Consider the following 22,485-nt stretch of genomic DNA (forward strand, 5'->3'; position numbering starts at 1 on the left):
GACGGGTTGTACGCCGCCCCCGACCCGTTGTTTGATCCGCGGGTACCGCGCTCGCTTGGATGTCGGGCGTGTCGGTGTCGGGTGCGGTGAGGGGCGGAAGGTCGCTGGGGCGGCCGTTCGGGTGGCTGTGGGCGGCGTACGCCGTCAGCACGTTCGGCACCCGGCTGGCGTTCGACGCCTTCCCGCTGATCGCGGTCGTGGTGCTGGGCGCCGGGCCGCAGCAGGTGGCGGTGCTCGCGGCGGCCGGACTCGCGGTGGGCGCGCTGGTGGCGGTGCCGCTGGGGCCGTGGGTGGAGTTCCGGCGCAAGCGGCCGGTCATGGTCGCGACGGACCTGGTCCGGTGCGCGGTGCTGCTGAGCGTGCCCGTCGCGTACGCGTTCGACCGGCTCTCCTTCGCCCAGTTGCTGGTGGTGTCGGTCGTCGTGGCCACGGCCGACATCATGTTCAGGGCCGCCGCCGGGTCCTGTCTCAAGGCTCTGGTACGGCCGGAGGACCTGCTGACCGCGAACGGCCGGTTCGAGGCGACGACCTGGACGGCGACCATGCTCGGGCCCCCGGCCGGCGGGGCGGCGATCGGGCTCTTCGGCCCGGTGGTGACGGTGACGGTCGATGCGGTGAGTCACCTGCTGTCGGCGCTGGGCGTCCGGGCCCTCGGCGGCGGTGAGCCGCGCCCCGTCCGCACCGGCCCGGTCCGACCCCGGGCGGGTGACCTGCTGGACGGCTGGCGGTACATCCTCACCTCCCCGGGCCTGCGTCCGCTGTTCCTCAACACGCTCCTGGTCAACGGTCTGATCATGGCGACCGCGCCCCTGCTCGCCGTGCTCATGCTGGGCGAACTGGGCTTCGCGCCCTGGCAGTACGGTCTGGCTTTCGCGGTGCCGTGCGCCGGCGGGCTGCTCGGCTCGCGGCTGGCCCGCCGGCTCGTGACGCGGTTCGGCGAGCACCGGGTGCTGGTCGGCAGCGGGGTGCTGCGCGTGTGCTGGTCGGTGGGGCTGGCCTTCGTGGGTCCGGGCAGCGCCGGACTCGTCCTCGTGATGGCCGTCGAGTTCGGGCTGATCGCCTGCGCGGGCGTGTTCAACCCGGTGCTCGCCACGCGCCGCCTCGAACTGACCCCGGCGGACCGGGTGGCCCGCACCCTGACCGCCTGGACCGTCAGCGCCAAGCTGGCGACCGCGGCGCTGACCGCGGTGTGGGGCCTGCTGGCCGGTCTCACGGGGCCGCGTACGGCGATCGCGCTGGCCGGGGTCCTCCTGCTGACGACGCCCTTGCTGCTGCCCCGGCGGAACCGGCCGGCCGCCCAGGTCGGCGGGCCCTGAGGCGGCGCGCGAACGGCGCCGCCGGCTTCCCGGGACGGTCGGGCAGCCGACCGCCCCGGGAGATGATCTCCGGCTACGGGACCCGGTCACGGGTCCCGCGGTGGATCCGCTCCCCGGGAGCGGGGCGGCCCGTGACCAGGCCGAAGCCGTCGGCGACGACCGCGGTCAGCGGGCGCCGGGGACGTCCTCCGTGACTCCGTTGAGCGGTGAGGCCGGGTCGCTGCCGTAGGGGCGGGTGAAGGCTTCCATGCCGTGCCCGGACGGGTCGCTGAAGTACACGCCCCGCCCACCGTCGTTGCGGTTGATGCGGCGCGGGTGCCGGCCGTGCGGATCGGCCTGGATGGGGACGCCGTCCCCGACGAGTCGGGCGAGGATCGCGTCGAAATCGTCCTCGGAGACGAGGAACGCGTAGTGCTGCACGGGGATGTCGGTGTCGACGGTGGCGAAATCGAGGGTGACGCCGTTGGCGGTCGTCACCGGAAGGAACATTCCGGCGGGCTCGCCGACCTCCAGCCCCAGGACGGTGGCGAGGAAGCGGGCGGACTCCTCCCGGTTCCGGGAGAGAACGATGGTGTGGTTGAACTCGACTGACACGGTCAATGCCTCCACGGGCATCTCCACGGCGCCTCCATGCCTCACCCGGACGGTGACCGACACGCGATGCCGCGCGGTGGATCTTAGACGAGGCCCACGGAGCTGTCGACGCCCGTGGAAATCCCGTGGAACGCCGCCCGGGCCCCGTGCTTTCATGGCGCCATGGTGTCCCCCGACCGTCTGCTCGCCTTCGCGGCGCTGTCGTTCCTGATCATCGTGATCCCGGGCCCCAGCGTGCTGTTCGTGGTCGGCAGGGCGCTGTCCCGGGGCCGCCGCGCCGCGCTCACCACGGTGGCCGGTAACACGCTCGGCTCCTACGTCCTGGTCGTCGCGGTCGCCGCGGGCGTCGGGTCGGTCGTGGAGCGGTCGGCCGTCGTCTTCACGGCGCTCAAACTGGCGGGCGCCGCCTACCTGGTCCACCTCGGCGTCAGCGCCTGGCGCGAACGCGGTTGCCTGCGGGCGGCGTTCGCCGGGGACGCCGGGGCGGGCCACGACCGGCGGCGCACCTTCCGGGAGGGCTTCACCGTCGGGGTGACCAACCCCAAGACCATCGTGTTCTTCGCCGCCGTACTGCCGCAGTTCGCCGACCGGGACCGGGGTGGCGTCGCCGTGCAGATGCTGGTGCTCGGACTGGTCTTCAACGCCGTCGCGCTGGCTTGCGACAGCCTGTGGGGGCTGCTGGCGGCCACTACGCGGGACTGGTTCGCGCGTTCCCCGCGGAGGCTGTCCGCGGTCGGCGGGGCGGGCGGCCTGGCGATGATCGGCCTCGGCGTCACCGTGGCCGTCACCGGGCGCAGAGACTAGCTGGTCCAGGCGGCGCCGTCACGGACACGCCCCCGCACCCGCGTCCGTGACGTGCGGGGGCCGATGAACCGTGGACGGGGACCCGGCCGGCGCGGACCCGGAGGTCGTGGCCGTCGCTCAGGTGGACGCCTGGTCGCTGTCCTTCATCGCGCCCCAGCCGTGCCAGCGCTCGACCTCGACCCAGGCGCTGACCCGGGGCCGGACCCGGTCGGGGTAGGGATTGCCCGTGTACTGCCTGGAGAGGCGGTCGATGCCGGCGAGGTCCTCGTCGTCGCGGATGTCGGTCACGCGGCCGATGAGGGTGACGTGCGTGTACCAGTTGTCGTCCGCGAGGACGGTAAGGGTGACGCGGGGGTCGCGGCGCACGTGCTTCAGGCGCACCCGGCCGGCGTCGAAGTTGATCAGGACCCGGCCGTCGTCCTCCCACAGGTACCAGGTGGCCGTGGAGACGGGGGCGCCGTCCGAACGGACGGTGGCCATGACGCACGGGTTGGGGCGGCGCAGCAGTTCGACGGCCTCGGGCGGCAGTGGGGGCTTGGACATGGTGTGACTCCTTCGTTCTCGGTCTGTGCCGAGGCTACGTCGGCGTTTCGCTCGTTCCGGTCACCCGGTACCCGGGTGCGCTCAGTCGGACGCCTTCTCCTCGAAACTGGCGAAGTAGGCCGCCGCCATGTCCTCGTCACCGTGCCCCTGTGCCGCGGCGCGCGCCAGTCGCCCGGCGCCGGCGGCGGCCAGGTCGAGGCGGACGCCGTTCGCCTCGCCGGCCTCGACGATGAGCCGGGCGTCCTTCTCGGCGGTGGTGACCGCGAACTGGGCAGGGGTCAGCGCGCCGTCCCGGATCATCGCCGCCTTGGCACGCAGGTACCCCATGTCGAGCGGGCCGCCGGCGATGGCGTCGAAGAAGCCGTCCGGGTCCACTCCCAGCGCCTTGGCGAGCGCCAGGACCTCGCCCGCCGCGTTGGTGGCGGCCAGGACCCAGCTGTTGGCCACCAGCTTCAGCCGGGTGGCGCTGCCGGCGGCACCGTCCTGACCGGTCCACACCGTGCGGGAGCCGACGGCTTCGAACACGGGCGTCACCGCGTCCCGGGCGTCGACGGGTCCCGCGGCCAGCACGAGCAGTTGCCCGGCCTCGGCGGGCTGCCGGGTGCCCAGCACCGGCGCGTCGAAGAAGACCAGGCCGTGCTCGTCGGCGAAGGCCGCCAGGTCGGCGACCGCGTCGACGCCGGCGGTGGTGGACTGCACCCACGCGGTGCCGGGACGCAGACCGGGTGCGGCCCGCCGCATGACGTCGAGGGCGGCCGGACCGTCGTACAGCATGGTGAGGACGACGTCGGCACCCCGCACCGCCTCCTCGGCGCTGCCGGCGACGTGCGCCCCGTCGGCGGCCAGCGGCTCGGCCTTGTCCGTGCTGCGGTTCCAGACGCGGACGGTGTGTCCGGCGCGGGCGAGGTTGCGGGCCATCGCGGCACCCATGATGCCGGTGCCCAGGACGCTCACGGTGAGCTGGTCGGTCATGACGTTGGCTTTCTGTACTCGTACGGCCGGTGGCCGGGGCCGGGGGTACGGCGCCCGGTGATCAGCCTGCCACCCGGGCGGCGACGACGCCGACCGGTACGGCCGCAGGTGCGGCGGGGCCGCGGTCCACACCTCCCGCGGTCCGCACCTGCCGTTGTCCGTCCGCCCGCGTCCCGTACGGTACGGCCGTGAGCTCCTTCATCGACCCCACGGAAGACGCCGTTCCCGGCCAGTACAACCCCTTCGCCACCACCGAGGCCGATCCCCGCGACGTGGGCCGGGTGCGGACCGAGTACTCCCCCGCGCACGACGGCGACCCCGATCCCGGCGAGATCGTCTGGACCTGGGTGCCCTACGAGGAGAACGACGGGCGGGGCAAGGACCGGCCGGTGCTGGTCGTCGCCCGTGAGACGGCCGGAACGCTGCTGGCGGTGCAGTTGTCGAGCCGGCGGCACGACGGCGACCGCGAGTGGGTGCCCATCGGGAGCGGACCCTGGGACCGTTCCGGGCGGGACTCCTGGGTGGACGTCGACCGGGTGCTGCGGCTCCACGACGCCGGAATGCGCCGCGAGGCGTGCGCCCTGGACCGGATGCGGTTCGACCTCGTGCGGAAGCGGCTGCGGGAACGCTACGGCTGGGCCTGAGCGGGACGGCCCGCGCCCTCCGGGAAGGCGCGCGCGAACGCCTCCCGGACCGTGCCGCCCGGCGTGCGGTCCAGGATGCCGAACGCCACCCGCTCGAAGGCCGCCGAGAAGCGCCCGCCGGGGCCGAGCAGCGTCCGGAACGCGCCCGCGACCTGCGCGGGGTCGTTGCGGAACACGCCGCATCCCCAGGCCCCGAGCACGAGTCGCCGGTACCCGTGTGCGGTGGCCGTCTCCAGCACCCGCTCGGCGCGCGCGGCCAGCGCGGCGGGCAGTTCGGCGGCGCGCTCCGGGGCCGTGCGGAGCACCACCCCCGCGTTGGGCGCGGCGGCGGTGAGGAATCCGGCCGTGTACGGCTCGTCGAGCAGGTGGCCGCGGTCGTCACGGAAGACGGGGACGGCCGGCGAGTGGATGACGCGGTCCGTGTAGAACGGGTCGCGGTGGGCGCGGTGGTGGTCGTAGAACTCGCGGGTGCGCAGCAGGCAGGTGTACAGCGCGGAGGCCCGGCACAGGGCCTCCTCCTGGGCCTGGGCGCCGTTGAGGTAGCCGCCGCCCGGGTTGCGGGCGGAGGCGAAGTTGAGCACGGCGACCTCGCCGCCCAGGCGGCGGGCGGCCTCCAGGCTGCTCTCGCCGGTCACTTCGAAAACCGTCCGCGCCGGGGTGTACGGGGCCGGCTCCACGGGCTCCGGCCCGTACATCCGGGTGCCCTCGCGTGCCTCGGCGACCGCGGCCGCGACGGACACCTCGCGCCCGTCGGATGCGCGGTAGTACCCCGCCGTCACGACCCGCTCGGTCTGCTGTGCGATGCCCCGCAGGCGCGCGCTCACGGCGACACCCCCGTGGACGCCATGGCCGCGCGCCGCGCGGTCTCCCCCGTCGTGCTCATGCGGTGATCCTGGGTGATGCTGGTGCTGCGGTGCAACGGAGTTTCCCGGCCGGGGAACGACGGGGAACGCCCCCGGAAACGGACGGGACGCAAAGGTTGCCGAGCTGGAACGTCCCGTTATGCACCCTTGTGCGGAGCCCCACGAGGGTCTTGGGTGGGACGAGTGTGCCGACCCGGCCCGCTGCGAACGGGTCGGCGACATGGTGGAATCTCAGGAGGATCCCGACATGTCCGATGCGGTAAGTGGCTGTGTCCAGCCACGCACCACTGTCACCGAAGCAGAGGTCGAGGCACTGGTCCACGGCATCTGCTTCAAGACCGGCCCGCCCCGGCGCCTCGGCGTCGAAGTGGAATGGCTTGTCCACGAGATGCACGCGCCACGGCTCCCCGTGGCACCCGAACGGCTCGAAGCGGCCTACGCCGCCCTGCGGACCGTGCCCCTCAGGTCCGCACTGACCGTCGAACCCGGCGGCCAGCTGGAGCTCAGCTCGCTGCCCGCCGCATCCTTGACGGAGTGCGTCGGCGCCGTCTCCGCCGACCTCGACGCCGTCCGTGCGGTCCTGCGCGAGGACGGTCTCGCCCTCGTCGGCCTCGGCCACGACCCCTGGCACACGCCCCGCCGCTTCCTGCGGCAGCCGCGCTACGACGCCATGGAGGCGTGCCTCGACCGCACCGGCCCCGCCGGGCGTTTCATGATGTGCACCTCCGCCTCCGTGCAGGTGTGTCTGGACGCCGGGCACGAGGAGCCCAGCCCCCTCGGGCATGTGCGCCGGTGGTGGCTGGCCCATCATCTGGGCGCGGTACTGCTGGCCGCGTTCGCGAACTCCCCGCTTGCCCGCGACCGGCCCACCGGCTGGCGGTCCACCCGTCAGCTGCGCTGGACGCAGATCGGCACCGGCCGGGCCGGCGGCCCCCCGCTGGACTCCGACCCCCGCGGCGCCTGGACCCGGCACGTCCTGGACGCCCCGGTGATGTGCGTACGCCGGGACGGCGGCCCCTGGGACGTGCCGGAGGGCATGACCTTCCGGGAGTGGATCCGCAACCGGACGCCGAGAGCGCCCACGCGGGAGGATCTGGACTACCACCTCACGACGCTGTTCCCGCCGGTCAGACCGCGTGGCCATCTGGAGCTGCGCATGATCGACGCACAGCCCGGGGACGACGGCTGGATCGTGCCGCTCGCCGTCACGGCGGCGCTGTTCGACGACGCGGAGGCCACCGAGACGGCCTACCGGGCGGTGAAGCCCCTCGCCGAGCGCGCGCTCGGGCTGCCCGCCCCGCACAATCCGCTCTACCGGGACGCGGCCCGGTACGCGCTCACCGATCCGGAGCTGCGCGAGGCCGCCGTCACCTGCTTCACCGCGGCGCTGGCCGCCCTGCCCCGGCTCGGCGCCACCACCGGGACCACGGACGCCGTCGCCGGGTACCTGGAGCGCTACGTCCTGCGGGGCCGCTGCCCCGCCGACGACCTGCTGGACGCGCCGGACCTCGCGGGCCGTGGCCCGCACGGGAGGGAGACCCGCCCATGACCGACCCCGCCATGGACAACGCCACCGTCACCACCGCCGACAACACCGCCGCCGAGCCGCCCGTCGACGCCGAGATCCTGCGCGAGCGGGCCCTGGCCACGCTGGTCACCGCCCGCGACCGCACCACCCTGCTGACCAGTTGCGTCGAGGGTCCCGACCTGACCGCCCAGGTGTCGCCGCTGATGTCCCCGCTGGTGTGGGACCTTGCGCACATCGGCAACCAGGAGGAGCAGTGGCTGCTGCGCGCCGTCGCCGGGCACGAGGCGATCCGCCCCGAGATAGACAGCTTGTACGACGCCTTCGAGCATCCGCGCGCCGAGCGGCCCGGACTGCCGCTGCTCCCGCCCGACGAGGCCCGCCGGTACGCGGCCGACGTGCGCGGCCGGGCGCTGGACGTGCTGGAGAGCACCGCGTTCCACGGGACTCGGCTGACGGAGGCGGGCTTCGCCTTCGGGATGATCGCCCAGCACGAGCAGCAGCACGACGAGACCATGCTCATCACCCACCAGCTCCGCAAGGGCCCCCCGGCCCTGACCGCGCCGGACCCGGAACCGGTACCGCTGTTCACCGGTCCCACCGAGGTCCTGGTGCCCGGCGGCCCGTTCGTGATGGGCACGTCGACCGAGCCGTGGGCGCTGGACAACGAACGCCCCGCGCACCGGCGCGAGGTGGCGCCCTTCCACCTCGACACCACACCGGTGACCAACGGCGCGTACCAGGCGTTCATCGACGACGGCGGCTACGACGACCCGCGCTGGTGGGCACCGGAGGGCTGGGACCACGTCCGCAGGCACTCCGTCACCGCCCCGCTGTTCTGGCGCCGGGACGGCGGACAGTGGCTGCGGCGGCGCTTCGGGGTCACCGAGGTGGTGCCGGCCGACGAGCCGGTGGTGCACGTGTGCTGGTACGAGGCCGACGCGTACGCCCGCTGGGCCGGGCGGCGGCTGCCGACCGAGGCGGAGTGGGAGAAGGCCGCCCGGTACGACCCGGCGGGCGACCGCGCCATGCGCTACCCGTGGGGCGACGCGGACCCGGGCCCGGAGCACGCCAACCTCGGCCAGCGCCACCTGCGTCCGGCGCCCGCCGGCAGCTACCCGGCCGGTGAGTCGCCGCTCGGTGTGCGGCAGTTGATCGGGGACGTCTGGGAGTGGACGTCGAGCGACTTCGCCCCGTACCCGGGCTTCAGGGCGTTTCCGTACAAGGAGTACTCGGAGGTGTTCTTCGGGCCCGACCACAAGGTGCTGCGCGGCGGGTCCTTCGCGGTGGACGCGGTGGCCTGCCGGGGCACGTTCCGCAACTGGGACTACCCGATCCGGCGGCAGATCTTCTCCGGGTTCCGCACCGCCCGTTCGGCGGAGGGTTGCTGATGTGCCGTCACCTGGCCTACGTGGGACCGGAGGAACTGATCGGCCGGCTCGTGGTGGCGCCGCCGCACGGTCTGTACCGCCAGTCATGGGCGCCCCGGCACCAGCGGTACGGCACGGTCAACGCCGACGGGTTCGGCGTCGGCTGGTACGCCGGGGGCGACCCGGTGCCGGCGCGCTACCGGCGGGCCGGTCCCGTCTGGGCGGACCAGTCCTTCGCCGACCTGGCCCGGGTGGTGCGGACCGGCGCGCTGCTGGCCGCCGTGCGCGACGCGACGCTCTCGGGCGCCGACGCGGAGGCCGCCGCCGCCCCGTTCGCCTCGGGGGTCTGGCTGTTCAGTCACAACGGCGCGGTGGCGGGCTGGCCGGGGTCACTGGCCCGGGTGTCCGGGACGCTGCCGCCCGAGGACCTGCTGGCGCTGGAGGCCCGCAACGACTCGGCGCTGGTGTGGGCGCTGGTGCTGGCCCGGCTGCGGGCCGGGGACGACCCGGGCAGGGCGCTCGCCGAGACGGTGACGGAGGTCGCCGCGGCGGCCCCCGCATCCCGCCTCAACCTGCTGCTGACCGACGGCGCCGGCGTCACGGCCACCACCTGGGGCGACACCCTGTGGTACCTGAGGCGGCCAGGCGGCGGCACGGTCGTCGCCTCGGAGCCGTACGACGACGACCCGCGCTGGCAGGAGGTCCCCGACCGCACCCTGCTCGCGGCGAGCGGCACCGACGTGCTGCTCACCCCGCTGAAGGACCCGGGCGGCGACGCCCTCGCAAACGCTTTCGCCTCCCCGAAGGAGCCCCGCACGTGAGCCCGTTCCGCCTCACCCGCACGCTGCCCGAGGACGCCGCGGACGCCGCCCTGCGCGACGACGTCCTGGCCGGGCTGACGAGCACGCCGAAGTGGCTGCCGCCGAAGTGGTTCTACGACGCGCGCGGCAGCGAGCTGTTCGAGGAGATCACCTCGCTGGCCGAGTACTACCCGACCCGGGCCGAGCGGGAGATCCTCGTCGACCGGGCCGGCGATATCGCCGCGGCGACCGGCGCCCGCACCCTGGTGGAGCTGGGCTCGGGTTCCTCGGAGAAGACGCGGTTCCTGCTCGACGCGCTGACCGGGCTGCGCGGCTACGTCCCGGTCGACGTCAGCGAGAGCGCCCTCACCCAGGCCGGCCGGGCGCTCGTCGCCGAGCGGCCGGGCCTCGAAGTGCACGCGCTGATCGCCGACTTCACCGCAGACTTGACGCTGCCCGACACGCCGGGCCCCCGGCTGGTGGCGTTCCTCGGCGGCACGATCGGCAACCTGCTGCCCGACGAGCGCGCCGCGTTCCTGGCCGCCGTCCGGGCCCTGCTCTCGCCCGGCGACGCCCTGCTGCTGGGCACGGACCTGGTCAAGGACGAACAGGTGCTGGTCCGGGCGTACGACGACGCTGCCGGGGTGACGGCCGCGTTCAACAAGAACGTGCTGTCCGTGATCAACCGGGAGCTGGTGGCCGACTTCGCGCCCGCCGCCTTCGAGCACGTGGCGCTGTGGAACGCGGAACGGGAGTGGATCGAGATGCGGCTGCGCTCGCGCACCGCGCAGACGGTCAAGATCCAGGAGCTCGACCTGACCGTGGACTTCGCGGCCGGGGAGGAGCTGCGCACCGAGGTGTCCGCGAAGTTCCGGCGGGACGGCGTGCGCGACGAACTGGCGGGGGCCGGGCTGGAACTGACCCACTGGTGGACGGACGGCGGGGACCGGTTCGCGCTGTCGCTGAGCGTGGTGCGCTGACCCGCGGGCGCGCGGGTCAGGCGTCCAGGTCCAGCAGCCCGGTGATGCGGTCGGAGGCCTTCCGGGCCTCCGACTCCGCGTCGCCCCCGGTGAGTACCCTCGTCATGTACTCCTTGAGCGGGTTGTCCGCCTCCACCGCGCCCCACCGGGGCGTACCGGGGGTCGCGCGGCCCTGTGCGGCACCGGCCGCCATGGCGGCGACCCCCTCCTCACCCGCGACGGCGTCGGCGAGGGACTTCTTGTTCGGGACGTAGTTCATGGTGCGGGCCAGGTCGGTGTTCCACTTGGTGCCGACCAGCGCCTCGACGACGGCGAGGGCTCCGTCGTGCTCGTCGGTGTTCTTCGGTACGACGAGGTCGGAGCCGCCGGTGAAGACGGCGCCGGGCTTGTCGGCGGTCCTGCCGGGCACCGGGAAGAAGCCCAGTCTGCCCTTGAGTTCGGGGTTCTCGTGCACGATGGACCGGGCGAGTCCCGGCACCGCGACGATCTGCGCGACGCGCTCCTTCGCGAATACCCCCGACTGCGGCGGGTGTTCCTCGTCGGCGTCGACCGGTCCGTCGCCCAGGGCCTGCAGTTCACGGTAGAAGTCCATTCCGCGCAGGGCGGCCTCGGAGTCCAGGGCGCCCTTCCAGGTACCGCCTTTCTCCTCGGCCAGTTCGCCGCCCTCGTCCCAGATGAAGCCGGAGAGCGTGTACCAGTCCTGCCCGGCCAGGTAGATGCCCTGGTCACCGCCCGAGTCGAGTTTCTCGGTCGCGGCGAGCCACTCCTCGCGGGTGCGGGGCGGCTCGGTGATCCCGGCCTTCTCGAAGAGGTCCTTGCGGTAGATGACCACGCGGTTGGCGGCGTACCAGGGGATGCCGAACTGCCGGGACATCCACTGCCCCGGTTCGGCGAGGCCCGGCAGCCAGTCCTCCATGCCCCAGTCCCGCATCGACTCCAGCGTCAGATCCTGGAGCCGACCGCCCTCGGCGTACTGCGGGACCTGTGTGTTGCCCACCTCGATGACGTCGGGCCCGTCGGTGCGGTCGGTCTTCAGGGCCGTCTGCACCTTGTCGCCGATCCCGGTCCACTCCTGGATCCGGATGTCGAGGTCGAGGCCGGGGTGATCCCGCTCGAACCCCTCGGTGAACCGCTTCAGGAAGTCCTGGGAGGCGCTGTCCTTCATCAGCCAGACGGTGACGGTGCGCCGCTCGTCCGCGCCGTCCTGCGACGTCAGGCCGCAGCCACTGGCGAGGGAGGCGGACACACAGACGAGGGCGAGGAGGCGACGACTCACGGAGGGTCCTTCAGTCTGACGGACAGGGGGCGCACGCGGACGGGGATGTCCGGCGCACGCGAAGGGAGACCCGACGTGGGGGGAGACGAGCCCGATGCTCGAACGGGTGTCTGGAATTTTGGTATGGACCAATGCCGAGGTCAAGGGGTGACGGTCGGTCGCTCCACCGGTTCCCGACGCCTCGCGCCACGTCGCGGCTTGGGGCACGGTGGAATGACACGGCACACCGCCGCCCGCGGAAGGGAGCACCCGCATGTCGAACCACACCTACCGGGTCACCGAGATCGTCGGTACCTCGCCCGACGGCGTCGACCAGGCCATCCGCAACGGCATCACCCGTGCCTCGCGGACCCTGCGCAATCTGGACTGGTTCGAGGTGACCCAGGTGCGCGGCCAGATCGAGGAGGGCGAGATCGCGCACTGGCAGGTCGGCCTGAAGCTCGGCTTCCGCCTGGAGGAGACGGACTGACGTCGGCGAGGACCCGGGCGGTCAGGCGCGGCCCTCCCGCTCCTGCGCCACCCGCAGCTCGGCCGACCGGGCCGCCCAGCGGGCCCGCACCACGGCGAACCCGGCCCGTTCGGCGTCGGCGCAGACCAGATCGTCGTCGTCCACCAGGACCCTGACCTCGCGGGTCCGGGCGAGCCGCCGCAGGATCTCCAGCTTGGTGCGCCGGGCGGGCCGCCGGTCGGCGTTGCCCCGCATGTGCACGGCCCCGTCCGGCAGGCCGTGCGCGGCCAGCCAGTCGAGCGTGCCGCGCCGGCAGCGTTCGGGCCGCCCGGTCAGATAGACGATCTCGCACTCCTCGGCGCTCTCCCGCACCAGCGCGATGCCCTCGGCGAGCGGCGGGTCGTGCGGCGCGGCGGCGAAGAAGGCGTCCCAGTCACGGGGCCGGCGCTCCAGGTACCGCTGTCGGTGCGCGGTGTCGGCGAGGGTGTTGTCCAGGTCGAACACGGCCACCGGGGGCTTCTCGCTGCGGGTCACCCGCCCACCCTAGAACGCGCCGCGGGAATCCTGGCGCCGCCCAGGCGTTGAACCCGGTGTGAGCTCAGTGATCGCGTCCACCCGCTTCTCCGTACTCGACCGCTCCCGCATCCGCGAGGGACACACCGCCGCCGAGGCTCTGCGTGACACGGTGGAACTGGCGCGGGAGGCGGAGCGGCTGGGCTACCACCGGTTCTGGGTGGCGGAGCACCACGGGGTGCCCGGGGTGGCGGGCTCGGCGCCGACCGTGCTGGCCGCCGCCGTCGCCGGCGCCACGCGCGCCATCCGGGTCGGCACCGGCGGCGTGATGCTGCCCAACCACCGGCCACTGGTCGTCGCCGAGCAGTTCGGTGTGCTGGAGTCGCTGTTTCCCGGGCGGATAGACATGGGGCTGGGCCGCTCGGTGGGCTTCACCGACGGCGTGCGCAGGGCGCTGGGCCGGGACAAGGACGACGCCGACGACTTCGACGCCCAACTGGCCGAGCTGCTCGGCTGGTTCCGTGGCACCTCCCCGACCGGTGCGCACGCCCGCCCGGCGGAGGGGTTGACCGTGCCGCCGTTCGTGCTGGCGATGGGCGAGGGCGCGGCGGTCGCGGCCCGGGCGGGGCTGCCGATGGTCATCGGCGACCTGCGCGACCGCGACCGCATGCTGCGGGGCATCGACCGCTACCGCGCCGCGTTCCGCCCCTCCGGGTGGAGCCCGGAGCCGTACGTCGTCGTGTCCGGCACGATCGCCGTGGCCGACAGCCCCGAGGCGGCCCGGCGGCTCCTGGTCCCGGAGGCCTGGTCCATGGCGCAGGCCCGCACCCGCGGCTCCTTCCCGCCCCTGCCCCCGGCCGAGGAGGCCCGGGCCCGGACGATGACGGCCAAGGAACGCGACCTGTACGAGTCCGGTCTCGCCGGTCATCTCGCCGGCACCGAGGAACAGGTCGCCGAAGAGCTGGAGTCGCTCGTCGGGAACACGGGGGCCCAGGAGGTGCTGGTGACCACGAGCACGTACGACCGCGAGGCCCTGCTGGACTCCTACCGGCGGCTCGCCCGCGTCACCGGCGCGGAGCCGGTGGCCGTACCGGCATAGAATCGCGGGGTTTGTCCCCCTCCCCGGGCCCCGCCCCGGGCCGAAGACGGTACGGAGTTCCCCGCGATGCACAGCCCCCACGACCCGTACGTCCGGGTGCGCGACGCCCGTGAGCACAACCTCAAGGGTGTGGACGTGGACATCCCCCGGGACGTGGTCGCCGTGTTCACGGGTGTCTCGGGGTCGGGCAAGTCGTCGCTGGCGTTCGGGACGGTGTACGCGGAGGCGCAGCGGCGCTACTTCGAGTCGGTCGCGCCGTACGCGCGCCGGCTCATCCACCAGGTCGGCGCGCCGAAGGTCGGCGAGATCACGGGGCTCCCGCCCGCTGTGTCGCTGCAGCAGCGCCGCACGGCGCCGACGTCCCGTTCCTCGGTCGGCACCGTCACCAACCTCTCCAATTCCCTGCGGATGCTCTTCTCCCGTGCCGGCGACTACCCGCCGGGCGCGCCCCGGCTCGACTCCGACGCCTTCTCGCCGAACACGGCGGCCGGGGCGTGCCCGGAGTGCCACGGCCTCGGGCGGGTACACCGCACGACCGAGGAACTGCTGGTCCCGGACCCGACGCTGTCGATCCGGGACGGCGCGATCGCCGCGTGGCCGGGCGCCTGGCAGGGCAAGAACCTGCGGGACGTCCTCGACGCGCTCGGGTACGACGTGGACCGGCCGTGGCGCGAGCTGCCGGCCGAGCAGCGGGAATGGATCCTGTTCACGGACGAGCAGCCGGTGGTCACGGTGCACCCGGTGCGGGACGCGGGTCGCATCCAGCGGCCGTACCAGGGCACGTACACGAGCGCCCGGCGGTATGTGATGAAGACCTTCTCGGACACGAAGAGCGCCACGCTGCGGGCGAAGGCGGAACGGTTCCTCACCAGTGCGCCCTGCCCGGTCTGCGGCGGCGGTCGGCTGCGCCCCGAAGCGTTGGCGGTGACCGTCGGCGGGCGCACCATCGCCGAGCTGGCCGCACTGCCGCTCACCGAGCTCGCCGAGGCGCTGCCGACGGACGGCGAGACGGCCCGGGTGCTCACCGGGGACCTCGCCTCCCGCATCGCGCCGGTCGTCGAACTGGGCCTCGGCTATCTGAGCCTGGACCGCGCGACGCCCACGCTGTCGGCGGGCGAGCTGCAACGGCTGCGGCTGGCGACGCAGCTGCGCTCCGGCCTGTTCGGTGTCGTCTACGTCCTGGACGAGCCGTCGGCGGGGCTGCACCCGGCGGACACCGAGGCGCTGCTGACGGTGCTGGAGCGGCTGAAGGCGGCCGGCAACTCGGTGTTCGTGGTGGAGCACCACCTCGGCGTGATGCGGGGCGCGGACTGGATCGTGGACGTCGGTCCACGGGCGGGCGAGCACGGCGGGCGGGTGCTGTACAGCGGTCCGGTCGACGGGCTGGCCCGGGTCGGTCGGTCCGCGACGGCCCGTCATCTCTTCGACCGCTCCCCCGCGCCCGCCCGTGCGCCGCGCACGCCGCGGGGTTCGGTGACGGTCGGTCCGGTCACCCGGCACAACCTGCGCGAGGTGACCGCCCGGTTCCCGCTCGGCGCGCTCACCGCGGTGACGGGCGTGTCCGGCTCCGGGAAGTCGACGCTCATCGGCGAGATCACCGAGGACCTGCCGGGAGTGGGCCGGCTGGTCTCCGTCGACCAGCGGCCGATCGGACGCACCCCGCGCTCCAACCTGGCCACGTACACCGGCCTGTTCGACGTGGTGCGCAAAATCTTCGCGGCCACCGACCAGGCGCGGGAGCGGCGCTACGGCGTGGGCCGCTTCTCCTTCAATGTGTCCGGGGGGCGCTGCGAGACCTGCCAGGGCGAGGGGTTCGTCAGCGTGGAGCTGCTGTTCCTGCCGAGCACGTACGCGCCGTGCCCGGACTGCGGCGGGGCGCGCTACAACCCGGGCACGCTCGAAGTGACGTACCGCGGACGGAACATCGCCGAGGTGCTGGACCTGACGGTGGAGGGCGCGGCGGAGTTCTTCGCGGACACCCCGGCGGTGGCCCGCAGCCTGGCCGCGCTGCTCGACGTGGGGCTCGGCTATCTGCGACTCGGCCAGCCGGCCACCGAACTGTCCGGCGGGGAGGCGCAGCGCATCAAGCTGGCGAGCGAACTCCAGCGGGGGCGGCGCGGCCACACCCTGTACCTGCTCGACGAGCCGACGACCGGCCTGCACCCGGCCGACGTCGAGGTGCTGATGCGCCAGTTGCACGGCCTGGTGGACGCCGGGCACACCGTGGTCGTCGTCGAGCACGACATGACCGTGGTGGCGGGCGCCGACCACGTGATCGACATGGGGCCGGGCGGCGGCGACTCGGGCGGCCGGATCGTCGCCGCCGGAGCGCCGGCCGACGTGGCCCGGGCGGACGGCAGCGCCACGGCGCGGTATCTGACCGAGGCGCTGTACGGCGGGGGGCGCCGGTGAAGGCGGTTCACCGGCGCCCCGCCGGGCGGTGAGGGGCCGGGACGACTATTCGCGGCCCCGCCGCGTCTCGTCGTCGGTGAATCGCTCGGTCTCGGCCTCGATCCGCTCCTTGCGTACCTGACCGCGCACGACCTCGTCCTCGGTGTGCTCCTCGGTGGTCATCCGGACACGCTCCACCGGAACCGTCTCCGTCTCCACGACGGGGCGTTCCTCGTGCAGCGTTACTTCGTGCTCGGCCTCACTGATCTCCGGGCCGGACAGCGCCTCACCGCGGTTGTCCTCCGTGATCGGCTCGCGCTCCACCCGGACTTCCTCGTGGCTGACCGGAACGGTCTGCTGGACCTCCTCCGTGACCACGTACTTGCGCAGCCTGGCCCGGCCCGACTCACGCCGCTCGACGCCGACGTGCATCTGCTCCTCGGAGCGGGTCATGGCGTCGTCGCCGCGCATGCCGGTGCGGTCCGCGCCCTCCTGACGGCCGGCCATGCCGCCCGCCGTGCCGGCGGCGCCGGCCGGGCCAGCCGCACCCGCGGCTCCCGCCGCTTGGGCGGTGCCCGCCGGTCCCGGGCCGGCGGCGAAGCGGCCGTCGTCGGTGCGCTCGGCCTCCGAGAGCACGCTGTCCCAGTTGATGCCGTAGTAGTCGTAGAGCCGGTGCTCCTCCGACTCGGACAGATGGCCGCCCGCGTCGACGTCGACATTGGGTGCGTCCTTGATCTGGTCCTTGCGGTAGGGGACCTCGAGGTGGTCCTGCACCACCGCGGCGTCACGGATGGGTATGAAGGACTCGTTGGAGCCGAACATCCCCGTCTTGACGCTCACCCATTCGGGGCGCCCCGTAATGTCGTCGAAGAAGACGTGCTTGGCGTCGCCGATCTTGTTGCCGTCCCCGTCGTAGACCGGATGGTCCAAGACGTGGGCGATCTCTTCACGGGTGATCATCTGGCATCACCCTCCTTCCGGAGTGCCTGCCTTCCGGATGTCCGCATCAGCCGTACGAAAACGGCACATACATCACAAAGTGCGCAAACTTTTCGAATGTGCTTTCCCGGAGTGGCCGTGCCGGACCACCGACGCCGCTCGACCCGGCGGCTCCGCGGCCCGGGCGAGGGAGCGGCGGTCGTGGTGCCGACCCGACGGGACCGCGGGGCGCACCTCCACCTCGGCGGTCAGCCCCCGGGTCGACGCCACCCGCCACACGGAGGCGAGCAGGGTGTCCTCGCCCACGAACGCGGCGGCCGTGCCCACCGCCCGCTCCCCGCTCAGGTAGCGGATGCGGACCGGCTGGACCGGCACCCCGGCGTCCAGCGCAGCCTGGAAGACGGCCCGGCGGAAGCGGCCCCGGGCGCGTCCGCACCAGGTGCTGCCCTCGGGGAAGGCGGCGACCGCGGCACCCGCGCGCAGTGCCCGCGCGATCACGGCGACCGTGTCGGGCAGCGCCCGCAGCCGGTCCCGTTGGATGAACAGCACGCCCGAGCGCGCGGCCAGCGTACCCGCCACCGGCCAGCACCGGACCTCGCTCTTGGCCAGCATCCGGGCGGGGCGCACGGCGGCGAGCAGCGGGACGTCGAGCCAGGAGACGTGGTTGGCGACGAGGAGCAGTCCGCCTTCGGGCGGGGCGGCACCCGTGAAACGGACCCGGACACCGGCGGCCCGCACGATCCAGCGGCACCAGAACCGCACCAGGACGGCGGGGACGCGGGTGCGCAGCGGCGTGGCGACGACCGCGACGCCGGCGACGAGCAGCACGACGACCGCCGTGAGCCGCAGGACGGCACTCGGCAGGGCCCTCGCGGCCGTGAGTGGCTCCACACACGTCCCCGGCGTGCAGGGCGCGCTGGGCAGCCAGGCGCTCATCAGGCCGGGACGAGCGAGAGGAAGTGCCGCAGGTAGCGCGGGTCGACCCGGTTCATCGGCAGCAGCACGTACAGGTCGGCGACGCCGAAGTCCACGTCGTGCGCGGGCTCGCCGCAGACCCAGGCGCCGAGGCGGAGGTAGCCGCGCAGCAGGGCCGGGAGTTCGCTGCGGCCGACGGGCGCCGAGGCGCGCGGGAGCCAGGGGAGCAGCGGCCGCACCCGGTACTCCTCGGGCGCGAGGTGCTTGGCCCGCACCCGGTTCCAGGTGCCGGCGGCGAGGGCGCCGCCGTCGGCGAGTGGGACGGAGCAGCAGCCGGCCAGCCACTCGTGGCCCCGCTCGGTCATGTAGCGGGCTATGCCGGCCCAGATGAGCCCGACGACGGCACCGTCGCGGTGGTCGGGGTGCACGCAGGAGCGGCCGACCTCGACCAGGCCGGGCCGGATGGCGTCCAGCGCCGTCAGGTCGAACTCGCTCTCCGCGTAGAGCCGTCCGGCGATCGCGGCACGCTCGGGCGGCAGCAGGCGATAGGTGCCGACGACCTGCCCGGTAGTCTCCTCGCGCACCAGCAGGTGGTCGCAGTACGCGTCGAAGGGATCGATGTCGTGTCCGGGCTGCGGGCTCGACAGCAGGGCACCCATCTCCCCCGCGAAGACGTCGTGCCGCAGTCGCTGCGCGGCCCGCACGTCCTCCTCGTCCCGGGCGAGGGTGACGGTGTAGCGGTGGGGCGCTGTGGGCTTCGGGGGGCGGTCAGCGGTCAGTACGCCGGTCATGGGTGCTCTCCTGGTCGCAAGGCGGTTCCGTGGACCGCGGGGCGGGTCCGCCACAGTTCTTCCGATGCCGGCTGTACTGCGCGTGACCACTGCCGGGAGAGCGGGTGTGCGCTTGCTGAATGCCGGGCGCGCAAGCGAGACGGGGCCGGGAGGAGCACCTCTCCCGGCCCCGCCCGTCCGCACCTTCCGGCGAACGTTCGGTCGTACTCGGTCGTGCTAGCGCTTCGCCGCCTTCCGGGTGGCCCGCAGCCACTCCTTGTTCATGCTGGTGATGGACACCAGTGGAATGCCCTTCGGGCAAGCGGTCGCGCACTCGCCGGCCAGCGTGCAGCCGCCGAACCCCTCGTCGTCCATCTGCGCCACCATGTCCAGCACCCGCGTCTCCCGCTCGGGTGCGCCCTGCGGCAGCACGTTCAGGTGGTTGACCTTCGCGGACGTGAACAGCATCGCCGCACCGTTCGGGCAAGCGGCGACACACGCGCCGCAGCCGATGCACTCGGCGTGCTCGAAGGCGAAGTCCGCGTCCGGCTTGGGCACCGGTGTGGCGTGGGCCTCGGGGGCGGCGCCGGTCGGCGCGGTGATGTAGCCACCGGCCTGAATGATCCGGTCGAAGGCCGACCGGTCGACGACCAGATCCTTCACGACCGGGAAGGCGGCGGCCCGCCACGGCTCGACGTCGATGGTGTCGCCGTCCTCGAAGGACCGCATGTGCAGCTGGCAGGTGGTGGTGCGCTCGGGACCGTGGGCATCGCCGTTGATGACCAGGGAGCAGGCGCCGCAGATGCCCTCGCGGCAGTCGTGGTCGAAGGCGACCGGCTCCTCGCCTTCGAGGATGAGTTCCTCGTTGAGGGTGTCGAGCATCTCCAGGAAGGACATGTCCGGCGAGATTCCGTCCACCTCGTACGTGGACATGGCGCCTTCGGCGTCGGCGTTCTTCTGCCGCCAGACGCGCAGGGTGAGCTTCATGCGTAGCTCCGCTGGGTGGGGTGGACGTACTCGAAGACCAGGTCTTCCTTGTGCAGGGTGGGAGCCTCGCCGGTGCCGGTGAACTCCCAGGCCGCCGCGTAGCCGAACTCGTCGTCCTTGCGGGCCGCCTCGCCGTCGGGGGTCTGGGACTCCTCGCGGAAGTGGCCGCCGCAGGACTCGGCGCGGTGCAGAGCGTCGAGGCACATCAGCTCGGCGAGCTCCAGGTAGTCGACGATGCGGTTGGCCTTCTCCAGCGACTGGTTGAACTCCTCGCCGGTGCCCGGGACCTTGATGCGCCGCCAGAACTCCTCGCGGATCTGCGGGATCCGCTCCAGGGCCTTGCGCAGTCCGGAGTCGGTGCGCGCCATGCCGCAGAACTCCCACATCAGCTCGCCGAGTTCGCGGTGGAAGGAGTCCGGGGTGCGGTCGCCGTCCACGGACAGGAGCAGGTTGAGCCGGTCCTCGGTCTCGGCCAGCACCTCCTGCACCACCGGGTGAGCGTCGTCGACCTCGTCCTTGTGGGGGTTGCGGGCGAGGTAGTCGTTGATGGTGGCCGGCAGGACGAAGTAGCCGTCGGCCAGGCCCTGCATCAGCGCGGAGGCGCCCAGTCGGTTGGCGCCGTGGTCGGAGAAGTTGGCCTCGCCGATGGCGAACAGGCCCGGGATCGTGGTCTGGAGGTCGTAGTCGACCCACAGTCCGCCCATCGTGTAGTGCACGGCGGGGTAGATCCGCATCGGTACCTTGTACGGGTCCTCGTCGGTGATCCGCTGGTACATGTCGAAGAGGTTGCCGTACTTGGCCTCGACCGCCTCCCGGCCCATGCGCTTGATCGCGTCGGCGAAGTCCAGGTACACGCCTTGGCCGCCCGGCCCCACTCCCCTGCCCTCGTCGCAGACGTTCTTGGCGGCGCGGGAGGCGATGTCGCGGGGGACGAGGTTGCCGAAGGACGGGTAGATGCGCTCCAGGTAGTAGTCGCGCTCGTCCTCGGGGATCTTGTTCGGCGGGCGGTCGTCGCCCTTGGCCTTCGGCACCCAGATCCGGCCGTCGTTGCGCAGCGACTCGCTCATCAGCGTCAGCTTGGACTGGTGGTCGCCGGTGCGCGGGATGCAGGTCGGGTGGATCTGCGTGAAGCAGGGGTTGGCGAAGTACGCGCCGCGCCGGTGCGCCCGCCACACGGCGGTCGCGTTGGAGTTCATGGCGTTGGTCGACAGGTAGAAGACGTTGCCGTAGCCACCGCTCGCCAGGACCACCGCGTCCGCGAAGTACGTGCCGATCTTCCCGGTGATCAGGTCCCGGGCGACGATGCCGCGCGCCCGCCCGTCGACGACGATCAGGTCGAGCATCTCGGTGCGCGGGTGCATCTCGATGCCGCCGGCCGCGATCTGCCTGCTGAGCGCCTGGTAGGCGCCGAGCAGCAACTGCTGCCCCGTCTGGCCCCGGGCATAGAACGTGCGGGAGACCTGGACGCCGCCGAAGGAGCGGGTGTCGAGCAGGCCGCCGTACTCCCGGGCGAACGGCACGCCCTGTGCCACGCACTGGTCGATGATCTCGACCGAGATCTGCGCGAGGCGGTGCACGTTGGACTCGCGGGAACGGAAGTCGCCGCCCTTGACGGTGTCGTAGAACAGCCGATGGATGGAGTCTCCGTCGTTGCGGTAGTTCTTCGCGGCGTTGATGCCGCCCTGCGCGGCGATGGAGTGGGCCCGGCGCGGGGAGTCCTGGTAGCAGAACTGGACGACGCGGTAGCCCTGTTCGGCGAGGGTCGCACCCGCGGAGCCGCCCGCGAGGCCGGTACCGACGACGATGACGGTCTGCTTGCGCCGGTTGGCGGGGTTGACCAGCTTCGCCTCGAAGCGCCGCGTGTCCCAGCGCTCGTTGACCGGCCCGGCGGGGGCCTTGGTGTCGGCGACCGGCTCACCGGTCGTGTAGTCGGCGTAGGTTGTCATGTCAGCTCACCACTCCGGTCATGACGCCCACGGGTACGGCTACGAAGCCCACCGTGAGCAGCAGCGCGAGGACGTTCGCGACGGTCTTCAGGGCGCGGTCGCGGGTGCGGCTGCCGGCGCCGAGGGTCTGGGCGGCGGACCAGAAGCCGTGCCGGACGTGCATGCCGACGGCGAGCACGGCGACGATGTAGATGACGTTCCCGTACCAGGTGGAGAAGGTGTCCACGACGTTCTGGTAGGGCTTGCCCGTCTCGAAGCCGCCGGAGTGCACGGTGCCGGTGGTCAGGTCCAGGATGTGCCAGACGATGAAGAGGCCGAGGATGATCCCGCCCCAGCGCATGGTGCGGGTCGCGTAGCTCGCCCGCTTCTTCTTGTGCACGTACTTGCTGGGCCGCGCCTTGATGTCGCGGCGGCTGAGCTGGTACGCGGAAACGGCGTGGGCGACGACGGCGACGACCAGCACCACGCGGACCAGCCACAGCGTCCACTCGTAGTGCATGAACGGCTCGCCGACCGTGCGCAGCCAGTGGGCGTACCCGTTGAACTCACCGGTCCCGAAGAAGATCTTCAGGTTCCCGATCATGTGGACGACCAGGTAGAGCAGCATGACGAGCCCGCTGACCGCCATCACTGTCTTCTTGCCGACGGTCGAGTCCCACACGGTGCGCGCCATGGACGGCCGTCGGTCCGTCCGCGTTGCCAGAGCCATGTCACTAGACGCTACGGGGCGAGGTGCCATCGGTCCAAGACATGGTCCGCCTTGTTTCCATAGGCTGCGGCTATCGACGGC

At 72.8% G+C, this 22,485-nt stretch carries 23 protein-coding genes; 10 read left to right on the forward strand and 13 right to left on the reverse strand.

The genetic code is table 11. The features are described from left to right. Window positions 1–59: 59 nt before the first annotated feature. Window positions 60–1,316 (forward strand): MFS transporter, encoded by a 1,257-nt coding sequence (locus IE142_RS10440; protein ID WP_191885432.1) that lies wholly within the window; start codon window positions 60–62, stop codon window positions 1,314–1,316. Window positions 1,317–1,481: 165 nt separating this feature from the next. On the opposite strand, the gene IE142_RS10445 is transcribed toward IE142_RS10440, so the two are convergent. Beyond that, the gene (locus tag IE142_RS10445) at window positions 1,482–1,910 is read right to left on the reverse strand and encodes a VOC family protein (protein WP_191885518.1); all 429 of its coding nucleotides are present in this window, start codon (window positions 1,908–1,910) and stop codon (window positions 1,482–1,484) included. A 162-nt stretch (window positions 1,911–2,072) separates the two neighbouring features. Here IE142_RS10445 and IE142_RS10450 point away from each other — a divergent pair, with 162 nt between their 5' ends. Further along, entirely contained in the window at window positions 2,073–2,714 is a 642-nt protein-coding gene (locus tag IE142_RS10450) for a LysE family translocator (protein ID WP_191885433.1), read from the forward strand. Window positions 2,715–2,831: 117 nt separating this feature from the next. Here the strand turns inward: IE142_RS10450 and IE142_RS10455 are convergent, their stop codons facing one another. The 3 genes from IE142_RS10455 to IE142_RS10465 form a co-directional block, all read right to left on the reverse strand. Then, entirely contained in the window at window positions 2,832–3,257 is a 426-nt protein-coding gene (locus IE142_RS10455) for a PPOX class F420-dependent oxidoreductase (protein WP_191885434.1), read from the reverse strand. 81 nt (window positions 3,258–3,338) lie between these two features. Then, window positions 3,339–4,229: an NAD(P)-dependent oxidoreductase gene (locus IE142_RS10460; RefSeq protein ID WP_191885435.1), complete on the reverse strand. Its 891-nt coding sequence runs from the start codon at window positions 4,227–4,229 to the stop codon at window positions 3,339–3,341. 61 nt (window positions 4,230–4,290) lie between these two features. Then, entirely contained in the window at window positions 4,291–4,431 is a 141-nt protein-coding gene (locus tag IE142_RS10465; RefSeq protein WP_191885436.1) for a hypothetical protein, read from the reverse strand. On the opposite strand from IE142_RS10465, the gene IE142_RS10470 reads away from it, so the two are divergent. Beyond that, window positions 4,418–4,873 (forward strand): type II toxin-antitoxin system PemK/MazF family toxin, encoded by a 456-nt coding sequence (locus tag IE142_RS10470; protein ID WP_191885437.1) that lies wholly within the window; start codon window positions 4,418–4,420, stop codon window positions 4,871–4,873. The genes IE142_RS10465 and IE142_RS10470 overlap by 14 nt on opposite strands. Here the strand turns inward: IE142_RS10470 and IE142_RS10475 are convergent. Next, a complete protein-coding gene (locus IE142_RS10475; protein WP_191885438.1) occupies window positions 4,858–5,697 on the reverse strand; it encodes a TIGR02452 family protein in 840 nt (279 codons plus the stop codon). The two genes, IE142_RS10470 and IE142_RS10475, sit on opposite strands and share 16 nt — an antisense overlap. A 286-nt stretch (window positions 5,698–5,983) precedes the next feature. On the opposite strand from IE142_RS10475, the gene egtA reads away from it, so the two are divergent. The 4 genes from egtA to egtD are packed head-to-tail and all read left to right on the forward strand — an operon-like array spanning window position 5,984 to window position 10,411. Continuing rightward, window positions 5,984–7,285 (forward strand): ergothioneine biosynthesis glutamate--cysteine ligase EgtA, encoded by a 1,302-nt coding sequence (gene egtA, locus IE142_RS10480; protein ID WP_191885439.1) that lies wholly within the window; start codon window positions 5,984–5,986, stop codon window positions 7,283–7,285. A gap of 11 nt (window positions 7,286–7,296) precedes the next feature. Beyond that, window positions 7,297–8,652: an ergothioneine biosynthesis protein EgtB gene (gene egtB, locus IE142_RS10485; protein WP_191885519.1), complete on the forward strand. Its 1,356-nt coding sequence runs from the start codon at window positions 7,297–7,299 to the stop codon at window positions 8,650–8,652. Further along, window positions 8,652–9,452 carry an ergothioneine biosynthesis protein EgtC gene (gene egtC / locus IE142_RS10490; RefSeq protein WP_191885440.1) on the forward strand — a complete coding sequence of 267 codons (801 nt, stop codon included), beginning with the start codon at window positions 8,652–8,654 and terminating at the stop codon, window positions 9,450–9,452. Before egtB ends, egtC begins: the two co-directional genes overlap by 1 nt. Beyond that, window positions 9,449–10,411, forward strand: coding sequence for an L-histidine N(alpha)-methyltransferase (gene egtD / locus IE142_RS10495; protein WP_191885441.1), 963 nt, complete (start codon window positions 9,449–9,451; stop codon window positions 10,409–10,411). The genes egtC and egtD overlap by 4 nt, the downstream gene beginning before the upstream one ends. A gap of 16 nt (window positions 10,412–10,427) precedes the next feature. Here egtD and IE142_RS10500 read toward each other — a convergent pair whose 3' ends face one another. After that, the gene (locus tag IE142_RS10500; protein ID WP_191885442.1) at window positions 10,428–11,687 is read right to left on the reverse strand and encodes an extracellular solute-binding protein; all 1,260 of its coding nucleotides are present in this window, start codon (window positions 11,685–11,687) and stop codon (window positions 10,428–10,430) included. 253 nt (window positions 11,688–11,940) lie between these two features. On the opposite strand from IE142_RS10500, the gene IE142_RS10505 reads away from it, so the two are divergent. Beyond that, complete coding sequence (locus IE142_RS10505; RefSeq protein WP_043386377.1) at window positions 11,941–12,156, forward strand: dodecin; 216 nt, start codon at window positions 11,941–11,943, stop codon at window positions 12,154–12,156. 21 nt (window positions 12,157–12,177) lie between these two features. Here the strand turns inward: IE142_RS10505 and IE142_RS10510 are convergent, their stop codons facing one another. Further along, window positions 12,178–12,669 (reverse strand): phosphatase domain-containing protein, encoded by a 492-nt coding sequence (locus tag IE142_RS10510; protein ID WP_191885443.1) that lies wholly within the window; start codon window positions 12,667–12,669, stop codon window positions 12,178–12,180. Window positions 12,670–12,727: 58 nt separating this feature from the next. On the opposite strand from IE142_RS10510, the gene IE142_RS10515 reads away from it, so the two are divergent. Continuing rightward, a complete protein-coding gene (locus IE142_RS10515) occupies window positions 12,728–13,747 on the forward strand; it encodes an LLM class flavin-dependent oxidoreductase (RefSeq protein WP_191885444.1) in 1,020 nt (339 codons plus the stop codon). A 66-nt stretch (window positions 13,748–13,813) separates the two neighbouring features. Next, window positions 13,814–16,159 (forward strand): ATP-binding cassette domain-containing protein, encoded by a 2,346-nt coding sequence (locus IE142_RS10520; RefSeq protein WP_191885445.1) that lies wholly within the window; start codon window positions 13,814–13,816, stop codon window positions 16,157–16,159. A gap of 45 nt (window positions 16,160–16,204) precedes the next feature. Here IE142_RS10520 and IE142_RS10525 read toward each other — a convergent pair whose 3' ends face one another. The 6 genes from IE142_RS10525 to IE142_RS10550 form a co-directional block, all read right to left on the reverse strand. After that, entirely contained in the window at window positions 16,205–17,098 is an 894-nt protein-coding gene (locus tag IE142_RS10525) for a DUF2382 domain-containing protein (protein ID WP_191885446.1), read from the reverse strand. Between the two features lie 72 nt (window positions 17,099–17,170). Then, window positions 17,171–18,013, reverse strand: coding sequence for a lysophospholipid acyltransferase family protein (locus IE142_RS10530; RefSeq protein ID WP_191885447.1), 843 nt, complete (start codon window positions 18,011–18,013; stop codon window positions 17,171–17,173). Next, complete coding sequence (locus tag IE142_RS10535) at window positions 18,013–18,783, reverse strand: GNAT family N-acetyltransferase (protein WP_191885448.1); 771 nt, start codon at window positions 18,781–18,783, stop codon at window positions 18,013–18,015. Before IE142_RS10535 ends, IE142_RS10530 begins: the two co-directional genes overlap by 1 nt. A 216-nt stretch (window positions 18,784–18,999) precedes the next feature. After that, window positions 19,000–19,749, reverse strand: coding sequence for a succinate dehydrogenase/fumarate reductase iron-sulfur subunit (locus tag IE142_RS10540; RefSeq protein ID WP_191885449.1), 750 nt, complete (start codon window positions 19,747–19,749; stop codon window positions 19,000–19,002). After that, complete coding sequence (locus IE142_RS10545) at window positions 19,746–21,695, reverse strand: fumarate reductase/succinate dehydrogenase flavoprotein subunit (RefSeq protein ID WP_191885450.1); 1,950 nt, start codon at window positions 21,693–21,695, stop codon at window positions 19,746–19,748. The genes IE142_RS10540 and IE142_RS10545 overlap by 4 nt, the downstream gene beginning before the upstream one ends. Window position 21,696: 1 nt before the next feature. Continuing rightward, a complete protein-coding gene (locus IE142_RS10550; protein WP_191885520.1) occupies window positions 21,697–22,368 on the reverse strand; it encodes a succinate dehydrogenase in 672 nt (223 codons plus the stop codon). Between the last annotated feature and the right edge of the window lie 117 nt (window positions 22,369–22,485).

It is taken from the genome of Streptomyces mutabilis (assembly GCF_014649815.1).
Classification (GTDB): Bacteria; Actinomycetota; Actinomycetes; order Streptomycetales; family Streptomycetaceae; genus Streptomyces; species Streptomyces mutabilis.